This window comes from Modicisalibacter coralii, assembly GCF_004117855.1.
GTDB classification, from domain to species: domain Bacteria; phylum Pseudomonadota; class Gammaproteobacteria; order Pseudomonadales; family Halomonadaceae; genus Modicisalibacter; species Modicisalibacter coralii.
On record NZ_QWBW01000045.1, the window covers coordinates 16,759 to 35,125 of the forward strand.

An 18,367-nucleotide genomic window follows, 5' to 3' on the forward strand; every position below is an offset into this window, starting at 1 on the left:
ACATGCTGCTGTTGCTAGCCGATTTTCTCTCGCAGTTCCAAAGCGCCTTTACGGTCTTCAACTACCTCACGCTGCGCACCATCCTGGGTACGCTGACCGCCTTGCTGCTCTGCCTGTGGCTGGGGCCGACGGTGATCCGCCGCCTGGTGGAGCGCCAGATCGGGCAGGCGGTGCGCGACGACGGCCCCCAGTCGCATCTGTCGAAGGCCGGCACGCCGACCATGGGCGGGGCGATGATCCTGATGGCGATCGCCATCAGTACCCTGCTGTGGGGGGACCTGACCAACCACTACGTATGGCTGGTGCTGATCGTCACCCTGGGCTTCGGCGCCATCGGCTGGGTCGATGACTATCGCAAGGTCGTCGAGAAGAATCCGCGTGGCCTGCCGGCGCGCTGGAAGTACTTCTGGCAGTCGGTGCTGGGCATCGGCGCGGCCGTCTTCCTCTATGTCACCGCGGCCAGCCCGGTGGAAACCAGCCTGATCGTCCCGCTGTTCAAGGAAGTGGTGATCCAACTGGGGCTGTTCTACGTGGTGCTGACCTACCTGGTGATCGTCGGCAGTTCGAACGCGGTCAATCTCACCGACGGTCTCGACGGGCTGGCGATCATGCCCACGGTGATGGTCGCCATGGGGCTGGCGGTGTTCGCCTACGCCAGCGGCAATACCGTCTTCGCCGAGTACCTGCACATCCCCCAGGTGCCCGGCGCCGGGGAACTGGCGGTGTTCTGCGGCACCATCGCCGGCGCCGGTCTGGGATTCCTGTGGTTCAACACCTACCCGGCCCAGGTCTTCATGGGCGATGTCGGCGCCCTGGCGCTGGGGGCCGCACTGGGCGTGGTGGCGGTCATCGTGCGCCAGGAGATCGTGCTGTTCGTGATGGGCGGGGTGTTCGTCATGGAAACCGTCTCGGTGATCCTGCAGGTGGGCTCCTACAAGCTGACCGGGCGGCGCATCTTCCGCATGGCGCCGTTGCATCACCACTTCGAGCTCAAGGGCTGGCCCGAGCCGCGGGTCATCGTGCGCTTCTGGATCATCACCGTGGTCCTGGTGCTGCTGGGCCTGTCCACGCTGAAGATTCGCTGAGCGGCATGTCGGCGCTGGCGTATCCAACCAGGCGAGAGGGGTGGCGATGACAAGGGTGCCGCGGGGTCACACGCTGGTGGTCGGCCTGGGCGTCTCGGGCCGGGCGATCGCCCGGCACCTGAGCCGTCTGGGTCGGCCCTTCGTGGTGGCCGACACCCGGCCGGTGCCGCCGGGACTCGATGACTTTCGGCGCGCCTTCCCGGGCGTGGCGGTGCACTGCGGGGCGTTGACCGAGGTCGATGCCAGCGCCGCCGAGGAGATCGTGCTGAGCCCCGGCGTCGATCCGCTGACGCCGGGCATCGCCGATTACTGGCGGGCCGCTGGCGAGGGGAGTGACGCGGGTCCACGGGTGATCGGCGAGATCGCCCTGTTCGTGCGTGCCTGTCGAGCACCGATCGCGGCGATCACCGGGTCCAATGCCAAGTCCACGGTGACCACACTGCTCGGCGAGATGGCCCGGGAGGCCGGCCGGCGGGTGGCGGTCGGCGGCAATCTGGGGACGGCGGCCCTCGACCTGCTGGTTGAGCGGCCCGATGCCGAGCTGTTCGTTCTCGAACTGTCGAGCTTCCAGCTCGAGACCACGCCCCGGCTGGGGGCGGAGAGCGTCGCCTTTCTCAATCTTTCCGAGGATCATCTCGACCGGCATGGCGACATGCCCGGCTATCGCGCCGCCAAGGCGGCGATCTTCCGGGGCGCCCGCCATGCGGTGGTCAATGGCGAGGATCCGCTGACCTGGCCGGATGATCCGGCACTGCCGGTCGAGTGTTTCACCACTCAAGTGCCGCAAGAGGGCGAGTGGGGGATCAAGCGTGACGGGGACGACGCCTGGCTGATGCACGGCGAGCGTACACTGATGCCGACCGGCGAGCTGCGCCTGGCCGGCCGCCACAATCAGGCCAACGCCCTGGCGGCGCTGGCCATGGGCCGGCACCTGGGCTTTCCGCTGGACGCCATGCGCCGGGTGCTCGCGCGCTTCCCCGGCCTGGCGCATCGCGGCGAGCTGGTCGCCGAGGCGGCAGGGGTCCGCTGGATCAACGACTCCAAGGGTACCAACGTCGGCGCGACCCTGGCGGCGATCGCCGGCATCGGGCCGACGCTCGCCGGGCGCTTGATCTGGCTGGGCGGCGGCCTGGGCAAGGGGGCCGATTTCACGCCGCTGGCGGCCCCGTTGCAACGCTATGCCCGGGAGGCGATCGTCTTTGGCCGGGATGCCCCGGTGCTGGTCGAGACCCTGACGGGCAGCCTGCCGGTCACCCGCTGCGCGGATCTCGACGTCGCCATGGACCGCGCCGCGGCGCTGGCCCGCCCCGGCGACTGCGTCCTGCTGTCGCCGGCCTGCGCCAGCCTCGATCAGTTCACCGATTATCAGGCGCGCGGCGAGGCGTTCCGCGCCGGGGCGCAGGCCTGGCAGCAGCGCACGGAGGAGACACCATGATCGCCGGCCTGTCGCGTCGCTTGTCGACGGCCCACCAGGCGTGTGACGGCTGGCTGCTGATCGCCACGCTGTCGCTGCTGCTGCTGGGCTGGGTGATGGTCACCTCGGCGTCGACCGAGATCGCCACCAGCCTGACCGGCAATCCCTACTATTTCAGCCTGCGCCATGGGGCCTTCGTGGTCATCTCGGTGCTGCTCGCCACGCCCTTGATCAAGGTGCCGCTGGCCTGGTGGCGGGACAACGGCGGCAAGCTGCTGATCGTGGGGATCCTGCTGCTCGTGGTGGTGCTCTTCATTGGCTCCGAGGTCAACGGCAGCCGGCGCTGGATTCCGCTGGGGCTGGTCAACGTCCAGGCCTCGGAGCTCGCCAAGCTGTTCCTGATCGTCTATCTGGCCGGCTACCTGGAGCGCTTCCTGCCCGGGGTGCGTCGCCACTGGTGGGAGTTCGTCAAGCCGCTGGTGATCCTGGTGCCGGTGGGTATCCTGCTGATCCTCGAACCCGACTATGGTGCGCTGGTGGTGATGACCGGCTGCGTGATGGGCATGCTGCTGCTGGCCGGGGCGCCCCTGATGCGCTTCATCCTGCTGATGATCGCGGTGGTCCTGCTGGGCGCCTACGTGGCGGTGGCCGAACCCTATCGCCTGGAACGCATCACCAGCTTCGCCAATCCGTGGGCGGACATGTACGATTCCGGTTATCAGTTGACCCAGGCGCTGATCGCCTACGGTCGCGGCCACTGGTTCGGGCTGGGGCTGGGCAACAGCGTGCAGAAGCTCTTCTACCTGCCCGAAGCGCACACCGACTTCGTCTTTGCCGTGATCGCCGAGGAGCTGGGTCTGGTGGGGGCGGTGGCGGTGATCGGTCTGTTCGCGCTGCTGGTCTATCGGGCGCTGGCGATCGGCCGGCGTGCCGAGCTGGCACGATTGCCGTTCGGCGCCTACCTCAGCTACGGTATCGCCCTGGTTTTCGGCGCCCAGGCCTTCATCAACATCGCCGTGAGTACCGGCATGCTGCCGACCAAGGGGCTGACACTGCCGCTGCTCAGCTACGGCGGTTCGAGCCTGGTGGTGAGTTGCGTGATGGTGGCGCTGCTGATTCGCGTCGATCTCGATACCCGCAAACGGGGCCGCGCGTCAGCGGCTCGATGACTGACAAGGAGCGCTCAGGCGGTGACAACGGAAGTGGCTTCCCCGGCAGCAGCCTCGGGCCGGCTCGATCGGGTCCTGATCATGGCCGGCGGTACCGGCGGGCACGTGATTCCTGCGCTGTCGCTGGCCGGCGCGCTGCGTGAGCGCGGCGTGCGCGTGGAATGGCTGGGCAGTCCGCGGGGAATCGAGAATCGCCTGGTGCCCGCCGCCGACCTGCCCCTGCATCAGATCGACATCGCCGGACTACGTGGCAACGGCGCGGCGGGCTGGCTGGCGGCCCCGATTCGGCTGATGCGCGCCGTCGCCCAGGCGCGGCGGGTGATCCGTGATTTCGACCCGCAGCTCGTCGTCGGGCTGGGGGGGTTCGCCAGCGGCCCCGGCGGGCTGGCCGCCTGGCTGACCCGGCGAGCGCTGATCATTCATGAACAGAACGCGGTGGCCGGGCTGACCAACCAGGTGCTGGCGCGCCTGGCCACCCGGGCCTATGCGGCGTTCCCGGGGGCATTTCGCAAGGGCGGGACCCGGCGCGAGGCGATCGTCATCGGCAACCCGGTGCGCGCGGCGATCGCCGGCGTCGGCGAATCACCGCGCCGGGCCGGGGACATGCAGGGGCGACGATTGCGCCTGCTGGTCGTCGGCGGGTCGCTGGGCGCGGTGGCGCTCAATCAGTTGTTGCCCGAGGCCCTGGCGCAGTTGTCCGGCGAGCGGCGGCCCGAGGTGCGCCACCAGGCCGGGCGCGACCGACGCGCGGCCACCGAGCAGGGCTATACGGCGGTGGGGGTCGAGGCCGAGGTCAGCGAATTCATCGACGACATGGCCGCCGCCTACGACTGGGCCGATCTGGTGGTGTGCCGGTCCGGGGCGCTGACGGTCAGCGAACTGGCCGCCGCCGCCAAGCCGTCGCTGCTGGTGCCGTACCCCCACGCCGTCGACGACCATCAGACGACCAATGCCCGTTATCTGGTCGATGCCGGTGCCGCGCGACTGCTGCCGCAATCCTCCCTGAGTGCCACGTCCCTGGCCCGGACGCTGGACGAGGTACTCGATCCCGACCTTCTTGCCACCATGGCGAGCGCGGCGCGCGGCCGCGCCCATCTCGACGCCGTCGAGCGCCTGGTGGCCGGCTGCATGGAGACCGCCCTTGAGCGATAGCAAGCTTTCCCCCGTTCCCGGCCAGCTGCGCAAGGGGCCGGGCATGCGCCGCATTCGCGGTATCCACTTCGTGGGCATCGGCGGTGCCGGCATGTGCGGCATCGCCGAGGTCCTGGCCAACCAGGGGTATCGGGTCAGCGGCAGCGACCTCAAGGCCTCGGCGGTGACGGCGCATCTCGAGGGCTGCGGGATCCGCATCGCCATCGGCCACGATCAGGCCAATGCCGAGGGCGCCGACGTTGTGGTGGTCTCGTCGGCGGTCGATACCACCAACCCCGAGATCGCCTGGGCCCGGGAGCATCGCATCCCGGTGGTGCGCCGCGCCGAGATGCTCGCCGAGCTGATGCGCTTTCGCCACGGCATCGCCGTCGCCGGCACCCACGGCAAGACCACGACGACCAGCCTGACCGCCACGCTGCTCGCCGAGGGCGGTCTGGACCCGACCTTCGTGATCGGCGGCAAGCTGACCAGCGCGGGTACCAACGCCCGGCTGGGCGAGGGCGACGTGCTGGTCGCCGAGGCCGACGAATCCGATGCCTCCTTCCTGCACCTGCAGCCGATGGTGTCGATCGTCACCAACATCGACGCCGATCACATGGCGACCTATGCCGGCGACTTCGCCCGGCTCAAGGACACCTTCGTCGAGTTCCTGCACAATCTGCCGTTCTACGGCCTCGCCGTGCTGTGTCTCGACGATGCCAATGTCCGCGAGCTGCTGCCCCGCGTGCAGCGCCAGTTCGTCACCTACGGTTTCGACGCCGATGCGGATTACCGGCTCGCCGACTTCGAGCAGAGTGCCGGCGAGATCCGCTTCACCGCGCTGCGCCCCGAGGGCCATGCGCCGCTGTCCGTCCGGCTGGCGATGCCCGGTGAGCACAACGCGCTCAACGCCCTGGCGGCGATCGCCGTGGCCACCGATGCCGGGGTCGACGACGAAGCGATACAGCGCGGTCTGGCCGGTTTCGCTGGAGTGGGGCGGCGCTTCCAGGTCCATGGCGAGTACGCCTTGCCCGACGGTCGCGGCGAGGTCATGCTGGTCGACGACTATGGCCATCATCCGCGCGAGGTGGAGATGATCATTCGCGCGGTGCGGGCCGGCTGGCCGCGCCGGCGACTGGTGATGGTCTATCAGCCCCACCGTTTCTCGCGGACCCGCGATCTCTACGAGGATTTCGTGCGCGTGCTCTCCGAGGTCGACACGCTGTTGCTGCTCGATGTCTACAGTGCCGGCGAGACGCCGATTCCCGGTGCCGAGGGGCGCAGTCTGGCCGGTTCGATTCGCCAGCGCGGTCAGGTCGATCCGCTGTTCGTCGAGACCAAGGCGCAGTTGCCGCGGTTGCTGGGTAACGTCCTGCAGGATGGCGATATCCTGATCACCCAGGGGGCCGGTGACATCGGCGGCATTGCGGTGGCGCTGGCCGCCAGTCATCTTCGCTTGCAGGAGGTCGCGTTATGAGCGTCGAGCGTCGAGCGGGAGCGGCGTCTGCCGCCGATTACGGGCGGGTCATCGTCCTCTACGGGGGCGATTCCGCGGAACGCGAGGTGTCGCTGGTCAGTGGCGCGGCGGTACTGGCGGCGCTGCAGCGCAGTGGGGTCGACGCACGGGGCTATGATCTCGCCGCCGGCGGCCTGACCGGACTCGAGGCGCTGGCCCCGGAGCGTGTCTTCATCGCGCTGCACGGCCGAGGCGGCGAGGACGGCACCCTGCAGGGCGCCCTGGAGCTGCTGAAGATTCCCTACACCGGCAGTGGGGTCCTGGCCTCCGCGCTGGGCATGGACAAGCAGCGTACCAAGCAGCTCTGGCATGCGCTGGATCTGCCCACCCCGGCCAGCATCACCCTGGGGCCGGACGCCGACTGGGCGAGTGTCGTCGAGCGGCTGGGGCTGCCGCTGGTGGTCAAGCCCGTTCACGAGGGCTCGACCCTGGGCATCACCATCGTCGAAAGCCTCGAGGAACTGGCCTCGGCCTACCGCGAGGCGGCGCGTTTCGATGCCGCGGTCATGGCCGAGCGCTTCGTGCGCGGCGAGGAATATACCGTGTCGCTGCTCGGCGACGTCATCCTGCCGGCGATTCGCGTCGAGGTGCCCACCGGCTTCTACGATTACCAGGCCAAGTACCACTCCGACGAGACCCATTATCACCTGCCGTGCGGGCTGGCTCCGGCCGATGAGCGCCGGCTGGGCGAGCTGTGTCGCGATGCCTTCCGGGCGATCGGCGGCCGGGGCTGGGGGCGGGTCGATGTCATGCGCGACGCCGAGGGCCGTTTCTGGCTGCTCGAGGTCAACACGGTGCCGGGGATGACCGATCACAGTCTGGTGCCGCAGTCGGCCGCCCATGCGGGCATCGACTTCGACGCCCTGGTGCTGCGCATTCTCGATACCACCCTGGAGCCCTGAGTCGCATGGCGGCAAGCGGTTCGCGGGGTTCGATCCTCGGGGTGATCCTGCTGGTGGTGCTGGTTGGCGCCGGCGGCCGCGCACTCTGGCTGTGGCTCGATCGTCCGGTGGAGCGGGTCTCGATTCGCGGTGACCTGGAACATGTCAGCGCCGACTATCTGCGCGGCAAGCTGGCGCCGCTGGTCAGCGGGCAGACCTGGCTGTCGGTGAATCTCGACACCCTGCGCGACCGGGCGCGAAACATCGAGTGGCTGGACGAGGTGCGTGTCTCGCGTCACTGGCCCAATGCCCTGACGTTCGAGCTCTTCGAGCAGCAGCCGGTGGCGCGCTGGAACGATACGGCGTTGCTCAATCCCCGCGGCGAGCCCTTCCAGCGTGACGGCGTGGCGGTGGACGAGACGTTGCCCGACCTGGCGGGGCCGGCTGGCAGCGGCGCGGAGGTGCTGGGCTGGTACGATCGCCTGCAGAATCAGTTGAAGTCCCTGGGCTTGCAGGTCACGCAATTGAGGCTGGAGGATCGGGGCGCCTGGCGCTTCCAGGTCAATGACGGATTGTGGGTCATGCTGGGGCGCAATGCCCGTGAAGAGCGTCTGGCCCGATTCATTGCCGCGTGGCGTCGTCAGTTGGGTTCGCAGGCGTCGCGAATTCGCTACATCGATCTGCGGTATCCGAACGGTGTTGCCGTTGCCTGGCACGGGGAGAACGATGGCAAGTTGGCCGAAAAGTGATTCGAGTGACGCGGCTTTCCCGGAGTAATCGCCCGCCGTTAAAGGCATGAGGGTATTTCTTTCGGAAAAAAATACCCGTATTCTGACCCGGTATTCGACAGGGTCGCTGTCAAATCGGTATGAAACTTCTATACTTCGGCCCGTCTTTAATCGGCTCTGATAAACGGATTCTTAATTCAGTGAAGATCGAGGAGTGATCCCGACCCATGGCAGGACAATCCAATGCTTCCAATATGGTGGTCGGGCTGGATATCGGAACATCCAAGGTTGTCGCGATAGTCGGGCAGCCCACTGACGACGGTGGGCTGGAAATCGCCGGCATCGGCTCGCACCCCTCACGGGGCATGAAGAAAGGCGTCGTCATCAACATCGAATCCACCGTCCAGTCGATTCAGCGGGCCGTGGAGGAAGCGGAGTTGATGGCCGGGTGCGATATCCATTCGGTGTATGTCGGCATCGCGGGCAGCCATATCAGTTCCATGAATTCCGATGGCGTGGTGGCGATCAAGGACCGCGAAGTGACACCCTCGGATATCGAGCGCGTCATCGACTCGGCCCGAGCCCGGGCGATTTCCGAAGGGCAGCGTATTCTTCACGTGCTGCCCCAGGAGTTCGCCATCGATACCCAGGAAGGCATTCGCGAGCCGCTGGGGATGTCCGGCGTGCGTCTCGAGGCGCGGGTTCACCTGGTCACCGCGGCGCTCAATGCCGTCCAGAATATCGAGAAGTGCGTACGGCGTTGCGGCCTGGAGGTCGACGCGATCATTCTCGAGCAGTTGGCGTCGAGCCACGCCGTGCTGACCGAGGACGAGCGCGAACTCGGCGTCTGCATGGTCGACATCGGTGGCGGCACCACCGACATCGCCGTGTTCACCGAAGGGGCCATCCGTCACACGGCGGTGATCCCCATCGCCGGCGATCAGGTGACCAACGATATCGCCATGGCGTTACGTACGCCGACCCAGTATGCGGAGGACATCAAGGTCAAGTATGCCTGTGCCTTGACCCAGTTGGCCTCCAGCGACGAAATGATCAAGGTTCCCAGCGTGGGGGACCGGCCGGCGCGTGACTTGTCGCGTCAGTCGCTGGCCGAAGTGGTCGAGCCACGCTACGAGGAACTGTTCACTCTGGTACGTGAGGAACTGCGGCGCAGCGGTTACGAAGATCTCGTGGCGGCAGGCGTGGTGTTGACCGGGGGCACGGCGCGCATGGAAGGCGTGGTCGAGCTCGCGGAAGAAATTTTCCACATGCCGGTGCGTATCGCCAGTCCGCAGAACGTCCGCGGCCTGGCAGACGTGGTACGCAATCCAATTTATTCCACGGGTGTGGGTTTGCTACTCTACGGAATGCGTGACGCCAAACATGGTGAGAACCGTGTCGTGTCCGCCCAGCCCCGTAGAGAGGAAATCTCACGGCGTGGTCTCAAGGACGGTATCTCGGCGCTGGATCGGGTCAAAGGCTGGTTCAAAGGAAATTTCTGACAAGGCCGCATTGTGGCCACAGGAGACGGGGCAAATGTTCGAACTGGTAGATAATGCACCTTCCAGCAGCGCTGTCATCAAGGTGATCGGCGTTGGTGGCGGGGGCGGCAACGCCGTCAACCACATGGTCGAGAGCAACATCGAGGGCGTTGAATTCATCTGCGCCAACACCGATGCGCAGGCCCTCAAGCGGGTCGCCGCGAAGACCGTTCTCCAGTTAGGCAGCGAGATCACCAAGGGGCTCGGCGCCGGGGCCAGCCCCGATGTCGGTCGCCAGGCGGCGATGGAGGACCGCGAGCGGATCGCCGAGCTGCTCCAGGGCGCCGACATGGTCTTCATTACCGCCGGCATGGGCGGGGGCACCGGCACCGGCGGGGCGCCCGTGGTCGCCGAGGTGGCCAAGGAACTGGGCATTCTCACCGTGGCCGTGGTGACCCGGCCCTTCCCCTTCGAGGGGCCCAAGCGCATGCGGGTCGCCGAGGAGGGCATGCGTGAGCTGTCCGAGCATGTCGATTCGCTGATCACCATCCCCAACGAGAAGCTGCTGGCGGTGCTGGGCAAGAGCGCCAGCCTGCTGACGGCCTTCAGTGCGGCCAACGACGTGCTGCTGGGCGCCGTGCAGGGGATCGCCGAACTGATCACCAGCCCGGGTATCATCAACGTCGACTTCGCCGACGTGCGTACGGTGATGTCCGAGATGGGCATGGCGATGATGGGGACCGGTGGAGCGGTCGGCGAGAATCGCGCCCGCGAGGCCGCCGAGAAGGCGATTCGCAGCCCGCTGCTCGAGGACATCGATCTGCACGGCGCGCGCGGCATTCTCGTCAACATCACGGCGGGGCCGGATCTGTCGATCGGCGAGTTCAACGACGTCGGCGCCACGGTCCAGGAATTCGCCTCCCAGGACGCGACCATCGTGGTGGGCACCGCCATCGACATGGAGATGTCCGACGAGTTGCGCGTCACGGTGGTTGCCGCGGGTCTCGACGGGGCACGGGAAAAGCCGGCCGCCCGCGAAGCGGTGGCGCGTCCCGAGACGACCGACTACCGCAAGCTGCAGCAGCCAACCGTCATGCGTCAGCAGGCGAAGGCCGATCAGGAAGAAGCGGCCAAGGCGCGTCAGGAGCGCCGCAAGTCCAAGGAAATCGACGATTATCTCGATATCCCGGCCTTCCTGCGCCGTCAGGCCGATTGAGGCCCGCTATGGCCGCCATAGGCATGGCCGGATGACATTTTTTTGGTTAAACGGATGTTCGATGTTATAGTGAACACTGTTTGACAACTTACATGACAGCCTGGCCATTGCCCATGATCAAGCAACGTACCCTCAAGAACACCATGCGCGCCACCGGCGTGGGCCTGCATTCGGGCGAAAAGGTCTATCTGACCTTGCGTCCGGCGCCGGCCAACACGGGTATCGTGTTCGTGCGCACCGACCTCGAGCCGGAAGTCCGCATTCCGGCGCGTGCCGAGAACGTCACCGACACCAAGCTGTGCACTGCCCTGTCCAGCAACGGCGTCAAGGTGGCGACCGTCGAGCACCTGATGTCGGCTTTCGCCGGCCTGGGCATCGACAATGCCTTCGTCGAGCTCAGTGCGCCGGAAGTGCCGATCATGGACGGCAGTGCCGGCCCCTTCGTCTTCCTGATCCAGTCCGCGGGGATCGCCGAGCAGGAGGCGCCGAAGAAGTTCATTCGCATCAAGCGCGAGATCGTCGTTCGTGAGGATGACAAGGAGGCGGTGTTCCTGCCTCATAACGGCTTCAAGGTCACCTTCGCCATCGATTTCGACCACCCGGTCTTCGATCAGCAGAAGCAGCTGGCCAGCGTCGATTTCTCGACCACCTCCTTCGTCAAGGAGGTGTCGCGGGCGCGCACCTTTGGCTTCATGCGTGATCTCGAGTTCCTGCGCTCCCAGAATCTGGCCCTGGGCGGCAGCCTCGACAACGCCATCGTGGTGGATGAATACCGCATCCTCAACGAGGGCGGTCTGCGCTACGAAGACGAGTTCGTCAAGCACAAGGTTCTCGACGCCATCGGCGATCTGTACCAGTTGGGGTACAGCCTGATCGGTGAGTTCCGTGGCGTGAAGTCCGGTCACTCGCTCAACAATCAGTTGTGCCGGGCCGTGCTGGCCAATCCCGATGCCTGGGAAATCGTCACGTTCGAGGACGCTTCCCAGAAGGCCCCGATCTCCTATTCGGCGCCGGCCATGGCCATGTGACCCGGTCGAGACGATTCAGCCAGGCTTCGACGCCAGCCCCCGGGCTGGCGTTTTTTCGTCTTGGGGTCAGGGCTCGGGCGGGCGTTCCGCGTGGGAGGCCAGGCGCTCGAGGGCGCGTTTGAGGCGGGGGTCGTCGGTGTCGCGGGCGCAGGACGAGATCTCGTCGGCAGCACGGGAGGAGAGCGAGCGGGTCTGTGTGGGGGGAGGCTTCGGCGGATTCACGGGACGTACCTTGAAGCTCAGGGCGGTCACCGCCTCGAAGCCCGGCAGCTCGTGCAGCAGGGCCAGCAGCCGCGACTGTTCGTAGCGCAGTCGGGTCAGCCACACGGCGGCATCGGTGATGAGTGTCAGGCGACCCTGACGGTAGCCGCCGACGAAGAGGTGCGGGCGCACGTCTTCCGGGAGGTGGGCGCGCAGGTGCGTCTGGGCCTGCTCGATGAGTCCGGCCATGCGCATCAATCCGCCCAGTTCGGACGCACCCCGTGAATGGCCGTCCAGTAACCGCGTCGCGGGCTGGGCGCGAAAACGCTTAGCCTTTATACTCATTGGCTTGCCCGTGAATCTTCGAATCGTCTGTGCAATCTAGCATGCCCGGGAGCCCCTCGACAGCATGAGCGATACTCTGACAGCACCGATGGCCGGCGGCGGCCGCTGCCGACAGCGCACCAGGCGCATGTCGCGCTGGTGGCTCGCCGGGCTGTTGGTCGGCTGTCTGCTGCCGACCTCGCTGAGCCATGCCGAGGCGCTGCGCTTCGCCGAACAGCTCACCCAGATCTGCCTGATGGCGCCGGCCGCGATTCGCGCCGAATCGCGGCGTGTCGCCCGGCGACGGGCGCGTCGCTGCCTGCCGCCGCGCCGGCGTCGCCCGGCGACCCCCGTCAGCCAGGCTCATGACGCCCGCGTGGCCCTGCGACCGCGCAGTACCGGACTGGACAGCCTCAACCCCCGCGGGCCGCCCCGTCTCGTGTGACGAACAGCGGCGATCGCGTCGCTCACGCCAGTCTCGCCGGGTGCTCGGCGCCCGGGTTAACGCACGATGACACGGAATCCCTCATGATCAACACTCTGGTACGCAAGCTGGTCGGCTCCAAGAATGACCGCGAAATCAAGCGGATGGGCAAGCTGGTCGGTGACATCAACAAGCACGAGGAAAGCCTCCAGGCGCTTTCCGACGAGGCCCTGCGGGGGCAGACCGAACAGTTGCGCGAACGGCTCCGCAACGGGGAAGCCCTCGACCTTCTGCTGCCCGAGGCCTTTGCCACGGTACGCGAGGCCAGTCGCCGCATCATGGGCATGCGTCACTTCGACGTGCAGTTGATCGGGGGGATGACGCTGCACAACGGACGCATCGCCGAGATGAAGACCGGCGAGGGCAAGACCCTGGTGGCGACCCTGGCGGTCTATCTCAACGCCTTGCCCGGTCGCGGTGTGCACGTGGTGACGGTCAACGACTATCTGGCCCGGCGCGATGCGGAGTGGATGCGTCCGCTCTATGAGGCGCTGGGTCTCACGGTCGGGGTCATCTATTCCGGCCAGTCGCCGGACGAGAAGCGCGAGGCCTATGGCTGCGACATCACCTACGGCACCAACAACGAGTACGGCTTCGATTACCTGCGCGACAACATGGCCTTCTCGCTCGAGGAAAAGGTCCAGCGCGAACTGCATTATGCGATTGTCGACGAGGTCGACTCGATCCTGATCGACGAGGCGCGTACGCCGCTGATCATCTCGGGGCCCGTGGAAGAGAACACCGAGCTCTACAAGGTCGTCGATCGCCTGGCGACCGAGCTGACCCAGTGCGAAGACCCCGAGGATCCGGAAAGCGGTGACTTCAACCTCGACGAAAAACAGAAGCAGGTGGAGCTGACCGAGACGGGGCATCACAAGGTCGAAGAGTTGATGCGCCGTCAGGATCTGCTGGCCGAGGAGGACTCGCTCTACTCCGCGCAGAATCTGGGATTGCTGCAGCACATGCACTCCGCGCTGCGTGCCCGTCATCTGTTCCATCGTGACGTCGACTACATCGTCAACAACGGCGAAGTGGTCATCGTCGACGAGCATACCGGCCGCAGCATGCCCGGGCGTCGCTGGTCCGAGGGCCTGCACCAGGCGGTCGAGGCCAAGGAAGGCGTCACCATCCAGAAGGAAAGCCAGACGCTGGCCTCGACCACCTTCCAGAACTACTTCCGGCTCTACGAGAAGCTCTCCGGCATGACCGGCACGGCCGATACCGAGGCCTTCGAGTTCCGTCAGATCTATGGTCTCGACGTCACGGTCATTCCCACCAACAAGCCGATCGCCCGTGTCGACTACAACGATCTGGTCTATCTCTCCGCCCAGGAGAAGTTCGAGGCGATCATCGAGGACGTCAAGACCCAGCGTGATGCCGGGCGGCCGATCCTGGTGGGGACTGCCTCGATCGAGACCTCGGAGTTGCTGGCGGGGCTGATGAAGCAGGCCGGCATTCCCCACAACGTGCTCAACGCCAAGCAGCACCAGAGCGAGGCGGAGATCATCGCCCAGGCCGGGCGCCCGGGCGCGGTGACCATCGCCACCAACATGGCCGGGCGCGGTACCGACATCGTGCTCGGCGGCAACTGGGAGGCCGAGGTCGCCAAGCTGGACGACCCCAGCGAGGCCCAGATCGAGGCCGCCAAGGCCGAATGGCAAGAGCGTCACGATGCCGTGCTCGAAGCCGGCGGCTTGCACGTGATCGGCTCCGAGCGGCACGAGTCGCGGCGCATCGACAATCAGTTACGCGGTCGTGCCGGGCGTCAGGGCGATCCCGGTTCGACGCGCTTCTTCCTGTCTCTGGAAGACAATCTGATGCGGCTGTTCGGCTCCGAGCGTGTGCAGCGGCTGATGCAGGCGCTGGGTCTCGAGCGCGGCGAGGCGATCGAGCACAAGATGGTATCCAACGCCGTCGAGCGGGCGCAGAAAAAGGTCGAAGGTCGCAACTTCGATATCCGCAAGCAACTGCTCGAATACGACGACGTGGCCAACGACCAGCGTCGCGTGATCTACGACCAGCGTGACGCCATCCTGGGGGCCGACGACGTCTCCGACAACGTCGCCGGCATTCGTGACGAGGTGCTCGACGAGACCGTCAGTGCCTATGTGCCGCCCCAGAGCCTTCCGGAGCAGTGGGATCTCGACGGGCTTCAGCAGAACCTCAAGAGTGAATTCAATCTCGATGTGCCGCTGATGCAGTGGGCCGAGGAAGATGACAACTTCCACGAGGAAGTGCTGCGGGAACGCCTGCAGAGTCAGCACCGCGAGATCTACGCCGCCAAGGTCGAGGCAGTGGGCGAGGAGCTGATGCGCCGCTTCGAGAAGCAGGTCATGCTGCAGGTGCTCGACACCCGCTGGAAGGAGCACCTGCAGACCATGGATCACCTGCGGCGCGGTATCCACCTGCGCGGCTATGCCCAGAAGAATCCCAAGCAGGAGTACAAGCGCGAGGCCTTCGAGCTGTTCCAGAACCTGCTCGCCAATATCAAGCACGACGTCACGCGCATTCTCAGTCACGTGCAAGTGCGCCGGCAGGAAGAGGTCGAGGAGCTCGAGCGTCAGCGTCGCGAGTCCCTGGAGCGCGAACAGGCCGCGGCCACCCAGCGTCACGACGAGCTCGGCGACGCGGCGGCGGATGGCGACGCGGCGGACGACGCCGAGGCGTCCCCGGCACAGACGGTGCGGCGGGAAGGCCCCAAGGTCGGACGTAACGATCCGTGCCCCTGCGGGTCCGGCAAGAAGTACAAGCAGTGCCACGGTCGGCTGAGCTGAACCGCGACTGACGGGCGGTGCCAGGCGCCGTCCATTATCGATTCGTGTCAGGACTTTTCAGGAGAGAGATGCATGGCGGTAGGCGAGGCGGTCTTCCCGCAAATGCCGGTCATCGAGGGCATTCGGCTCGGCACGGCGCAAGCCGGGATCAAGAAGCCCGGGCGTCGGGACCTGGTGGTGATCGAGTTGCCGGAAGGCAGTTCGGTGTCGGGTGTCTTCACCCGCAATGCCTTCTGCGCGGCACCGGTGCATGTCGCCAGGCGTCATCTTCGCCAGGCCGGCACGCGCTATCTGGTGATCAATACCGGCAATGCCAACGCCGGTACCGGCGAGCGGGGGATGCGCGATGCCGAGGCCACCTGCCAGGCGCTGGCCACGTTGACCGGGTGCGCCGCCGAGGCCGTGTTGCCGTTTTCCACGGGCGTCATCGGCGAGCCGCTGCCGATGGCGCGCCTGGAGGCGGGGCTGCCTGATGCGCTGGCCGGCCTGGATGACGGCGCCGAGGCCTGGCAACGGGCCGGCGAGGGCATCCTGACCACCGACACCCGCGCCAAGGGCGCCACGGCCACCTGCACGATCGGCGGGCGTACCGTGACCATCAACGGTATCAGCAAGGGCTCGGGCATGATCCAGCCCAACATGGCGACCATGCTGGCCTTCGTCGCCACCGATGCGGCGATCGAGCCGACTCTGCTCGATTCGCTGCTTCGCGAATCGGTCGACCGGAGCTTCAACTGCATCACCGTCGACAGCGATACCTCGACCAATGACGCCTGCCTGCTGATGGCGACCGGTCGCAGTGCCCAAGTGGCCGAAGCCTCGGATATCGCCGACTTCCGCGAGGCCCTCGATCGGGTGATGCTGGCTCTGGCCCAGGCGATCATTCGTGACGGCGAGGGCGCCACCAAGTTCGTGACGCTGGCAGTCAGTGAGGCCCGGTCGCGCCGGGAGGCGCTGGATGTCGCCTTCACCGTTGCGCACTCGCCGCTGGTCAAGACCGCCCTGTACGCATCGGATGCCAACTGGGGACGGATTCTCGCCGCCGTGGGCCGCGCGCCCGTCGAGGACTTCGATGTTTCCGCCGTGACCATCGACCTGGGCGATGTGCGGTTGGTCGAGGGCGGCGGGCGCGCCGAGGACTATACCGAAGCCTCGGGCAGTCGCGAAATGGCCCGCGAGGAGATCACCATCCGGATCGCCCTGGGGCGCGGTGACGCCGCCGCTACCGTCTGGACGACCGATCTGTCGCACGACTATGTCTCCATCAACGCCGACTATCGAAGTTGACAAAAATGCGCCGATGGCGGCGCCCCGTACCGAAAAAAAGCCAAGGTTCAGAGGTAACAGCGCAACATGATCAAACGACGGGTGCACGTGGCGGCTGCCGCCATCTTCAGCGACGACGGCGGGGAAGTCCTGCTGGCCAGGCGGCCTTCGACGGTCGATCAGGGTGGGCTCTGGGAGTTTCCCGGCGGCAAGCTGGCGCCTTACGAAACCGGTTTCGAGGCCTTGAAGCGTGAACTCCACGAAGAGCTCGGGCTCTCCATCGAACGCGCACAGCCGCTGATCCGTGTGCATCACGAATATGCCGACAAGCATATCCTGCTCGATGTCTGGCAGGTGCATGCCTTCGGCGGCGAGCCTTACGGCCGTGAAGGGCAGGCCGTGCGCTGGGTGCCGCTGGGCGAACTCTTCAACTATCCGTTCCCCGCTGCCAATTTGCCGATCCTGCGTGCGGTGATGCTGCCCACCGAATATCTGATCACCGCCGAGGAGCCCGATGACGCGGCCTTTCTGACCAAGCTGGAACGGGCGCTGAAGGAAGACGGGATTCGTCTGGTGCAGCTGCGCGCCAAGACACTGGATGAGGCCGCCTACCTGACCCGTGCCGAGAAGGCCCTGGCGTTGTGTCATTCCTACAACGCTAGTCTGTTGCTCAACGCCGAGCCCGAAACGCTCGAGCAGGTCGACGCCGATGGCGTGCATCTGACCAGTGAGCGCCTGATGACCCTCGAGCGCCGGCCCGTGGCTCAGGACAAGTGGCTTTCCGCTTCGACGCATGATGCCGCTCAGCTCGAACAGGCGGCGCGCATCGGCTGCGATTTCGTCACGCTCTCGCCACTGCGCACCACGCCCACGCATCCCGATGCCACCCCGTTGGGCTGGCACGATTTCCAGCAACTGGTGGAACCGGCCGGCATGCCGGTGTTCGCGCTGGGCGGCATGACCCGCCACGATGCCAATCATGCGCGTGCGGTAGGGGCGCAGGGCATCGCCTCGATCCGGGATTTCTGGCGCTGACGACCGGCCTTGCGCCGCGGCCCAGCGAGCGTGCTTTCTCCTTCTGGCGCTCGCCGGCCCGCTGGACTACACTTTTTTCGCTTTGGGGCTTGTCAGATCAATAGGAGATGCGTAAAGTACGCATCCGCTGCCGACGACGGGACACGTCACCGGCGGTGACGGGAGAAGCAAGTGGCTGTTTCTTCGAGGGTTTTGGAAATCGGCGGTGAACAAATCGCTTGCCGGATCGCCTCGAAGACTGTAGACTTCGCTCCCACGATTCGCCGGCCTTTCGGGGTCAGCGGTCAAGCGCGGCCGAGATCGATGGCTGATCTCATCCGGTGTTCGGCACCGGCCACCGAGGCTTGACAGCGCAGCGCGAATCGGTAGAATACGCCTCTCTCGCGGCGAGGCGCCTTCGGGCAAACGACGCGATGCTCTTTAACAAGTCGATCAGGTAATTCATGTGGGCGCTTGGCCACGATACGGTGACACTGTCACATGATATCAAGGCAAGCGACTCGTCAAGAGACGTTTGAACCTTGAGCCAGGTTTGGTCCGCCTAACGGACCATCAGACTTTCAACTGAAGAGTTTGATCATGGCTCAGATTGAACGCTGGCGGCAGGCTTAACACATGCAAGTCGAGCGGTAAC

The 18,367-nt window shown here is 66.1% G+C and carries 15 protein-coding genes and 1 rRNA gene; 15 read left to right on the forward strand and 1 reads right to left on the reverse strand.

All coding sequences use genetic code 11. The features are described 5' to 3' along the window. Window positions 1-2 precede the first annotated feature (2 nt). From mraY to lpxC, 10 genes are all read left to right on the forward strand, one after another. On the forward strand, window positions 3-1,085 hold the full coding sequence (gene mraY / locus D0901_RS19285) for a phospho-N-acetylmuramoyl-pentapeptide-transferase (RefSeq protein ID WP_129141926.1): 1,083 nt from the start codon (window positions 3-5) through the stop codon (window positions 1,083-1,085). A gap of 46 nt (window positions 1,086-1,131) precedes the next feature. Beyond that, a complete protein-coding gene (murD, locus tag D0901_RS19290; RefSeq protein WP_129141927.1) occupies window positions 1,132-2,520 on the forward strand; it encodes a UDP-N-acetylmuramoyl-L-alanine--D-glutamate ligase in 1,389 nt (462 codons plus the stop codon). Beyond that, entirely contained in the window at window positions 2,517-3,668 is a 1,152-nt protein-coding gene (gene ftsW, locus D0901_RS19295) for a putative lipid II flippase FtsW (RefSeq protein ID WP_129141928.1), read from the forward strand. Before murD ends, ftsW begins: the two co-directional genes overlap by 4 nt. Before the next feature lie 81 nt (window positions 3,669-3,749). Next, on the forward strand, window positions 3,750-4,820 hold the full coding sequence (murG, locus tag D0901_RS19300) for an undecaprenyldiphospho-muramoylpentapeptide beta-N-acetylglucosaminyltransferase (protein ID WP_129141943.1): 1,071 nt from the start codon (window positions 3,750-3,752) through the stop codon (window positions 4,818-4,820). Window positions 4,821-4,863: 43 nt separating this feature from the next. Beyond that, window positions 4,864-6,276, forward strand: a complete 1,413-nt coding sequence (murC, locus tag D0901_RS19305) for a UDP-N-acetylmuramate--L-alanine ligase (protein WP_129141942.1) — start codon at window positions 4,864-4,866, stop codon at window positions 6,274-6,276. Further along, entirely contained in the window at window positions 6,273-7,217 is a 945-nt protein-coding gene (locus D0901_RS19310; RefSeq protein WP_129141929.1) for a D-alanine--D-alanine ligase, read from the forward strand. Before murC ends, D0901_RS19310 begins: the two co-directional genes overlap by 4 nt. Before the next feature lie 5 nt (window positions 7,218-7,222). Further along, entirely contained in the window at window positions 7,223-7,945 is a 723-nt protein-coding gene (locus D0901_RS19315) for a cell division protein FtsQ/DivIB (RefSeq protein ID WP_129141930.1), read from the forward strand. A gap of 206 nt (window positions 7,946-8,151) precedes the next feature. Further along, complete coding sequence (ftsA, locus tag D0901_RS19320; protein ID WP_129141931.1) at window positions 8,152-9,426, forward strand: cell division protein FtsA; 1,275 nt, start codon at window positions 8,152-8,154, stop codon at window positions 9,424-9,426. Window positions 9,427-9,460: 34 nt separating this feature from the next. Further along, entirely contained in the window at window positions 9,461-10,621 is a 1,161-nt protein-coding gene (gene ftsZ / locus D0901_RS19325; protein ID WP_129141932.1) for a cell division protein FtsZ, read from the forward strand. Between the two features lie 113 nt (window positions 10,622-10,734). After that, window positions 10,735-11,649 carry a UDP-3-O-acyl-N-acetylglucosamine deacetylase gene (gene lpxC / locus D0901_RS19330; RefSeq protein ID WP_129141933.1) on the forward strand — a complete coding sequence of 305 codons (915 nt, stop codon included), beginning with the start codon at window positions 10,735-10,737 and terminating at the stop codon, window positions 11,647-11,649. Window positions 11,650-11,715: 66 nt separating this feature from the next. On the opposite strand, the gene D0901_RS19335 is transcribed toward lpxC, so the two are convergent. After that, window positions 11,716-12,195, reverse strand: a complete 480-nt coding sequence (locus tag D0901_RS19335) for a DUF721 domain-containing protein (RefSeq protein WP_129141934.1) — start codon at window positions 12,193-12,195, stop codon at window positions 11,716-11,718. 64 nt (window positions 12,196-12,259) lie between these two features. On the opposite strand from D0901_RS19335, the gene D0901_RS19340 reads away from it, so the two are divergent. The 5 genes from D0901_RS19340 to D0901_RS19360 all read left to right on the forward strand — a co-directional run. Beyond that, the gene (locus D0901_RS19340; RefSeq protein WP_233440477.1) at window positions 12,260-12,619 is read left to right on the forward strand and encodes a hypothetical protein; all 360 of its coding nucleotides are present in this window, start codon (window positions 12,260-12,262) and stop codon (window positions 12,617-12,619) included. A gap of 83 nt (window positions 12,620-12,702) precedes the next feature. Next, complete coding sequence (gene secA / locus D0901_RS19345; RefSeq protein ID WP_129141935.1) at window positions 12,703-15,432, forward strand: preprotein translocase subunit SecA; 2,730 nt, start codon at window positions 12,703-12,705, stop codon at window positions 15,430-15,432. A gap of 72 nt (window positions 15,433-15,504) precedes the next feature. Further along, window positions 15,505-16,719, forward strand: coding sequence for a bifunctional glutamate N-acetyltransferase/amino-acid acetyltransferase ArgJ (gene argJ, locus D0901_RS19350; protein WP_129141936.1), 1,215 nt, complete (start codon window positions 15,505-15,507; stop codon window positions 16,717-16,719). 66 nt (window positions 16,720-16,785) lie between these two features. After that, on the forward strand, window positions 16,786-17,733 hold the full coding sequence (locus D0901_RS19355; RefSeq protein ID WP_129141937.1) for a Nudix family hydrolase: 948 nt from the start codon (window positions 16,786-16,788) through the stop codon (window positions 17,731-17,733). Window positions 17,734-18,294: 561 nt separating this feature from the next. After that, window positions 18,295-18,367: ribosomal RNA gene (locus tag D0901_RS19360) — 16S ribosomal RNA — on the forward strand; the annotation flags it as partial.

What these genes read in the sequence shown, in the direction of transcription:
- lpxC (WP_129141933.1), top strand. Translation starts at nt 10,735, where the DNA reads ATGATCAAGCAACGTACCCTCAAGAACACCATGCGCGCCACCGGCGTG.
- murC (WP_129141942.1), top strand. Translation starts at nt 4,864, where the DNA reads ATGCGCCGCATTCGCGGTATCCACTTCGTGGGCATCGGCGGTGCCGGC.
- D0901_RS19315 (WP_129141930.1), top strand. Translation starts at nt 7,223, where the DNA reads ATGGCGGCAAGCGGTTCGCGGGGTTCGATCCTCGGGGTGATCCTGCTG.
- D0901_RS19340 (WP_233440477.1), top strand. Translation starts at nt 12,260, where the DNA reads ATGAGCGATACTCTGACAGCACCGATGGCCGGCGGCGGCCGCTGCCGA.
- secA (WP_129141935.1), top strand. Translation starts at nt 12,703, where the DNA reads ATGATCAACACTCTGGTACGCAAGCTGGTCGGCTCCAAGAATGACCGC.
- ftsW (WP_129141928.1), top strand. Translation starts at nt 2,517, where the DNA reads ATGATCGCCGGCCTGTCGCGTCGCTTGTCGACGGCCCACCAGGCGTGT.
- ftsZ (WP_129141932.1), top strand. Translation starts at nt 9,461, where the DNA reads ATGTTCGAACTGGTAGATAATGCACCTTCCAGCAGCGCTGTCATCAAG.
- D0901_RS19335 (WP_129141934.1), bottom strand. Translation starts at nt 12,195, where the DNA reads ATGAGTATAAAGGCTAAGCGTTTTCGCGCCCAGCCCGCGACGCGGTTA.
- murD (WP_129141927.1), top strand. Translation starts at nt 1,132, where the DNA reads ATGACAAGGGTGCCGCGGGGTCACACGCTGGTGGTCGGCCTGGGCGTC.
- D0901_RS19355 (WP_129141937.1), top strand. Translation starts at nt 16,786, where the DNA reads ATGATCAAACGACGGGTGCACGTGGCGGCTGCCGCCATCTTCAGCGAC.
- argJ (WP_129141936.1), top strand. Translation starts at nt 15,505, where the DNA reads ATGGCGGTAGGCGAGGCGGTCTTCCCGCAAATGCCGGTCATCGAGGGC.
- D0901_RS19310 (WP_129141929.1), top strand. Translation starts at nt 6,273, where the DNA reads ATGAGCGTCGAGCGTCGAGCGGGAGCGGCGTCTGCCGCCGATTACGGG.
- ftsA (WP_129141931.1), top strand. Translation starts at nt 8,152, where the DNA reads ATGGCAGGACAATCCAATGCTTCCAATATGGTGGTCGGGCTGGATATC.
- murG (WP_129141943.1), top strand. Translation starts at nt 3,750, where the DNA reads ATGGCCGGCGGTACCGGCGGGCACGTGATTCCTGCGCTGTCGCTGGCC.
- mraY (WP_129141926.1), top strand. Translation starts at nt 3, where the DNA reads ATGCTGCTGTTGCTAGCCGATTTTCTCTCGCAGTTCCAAAGCGCCTTT.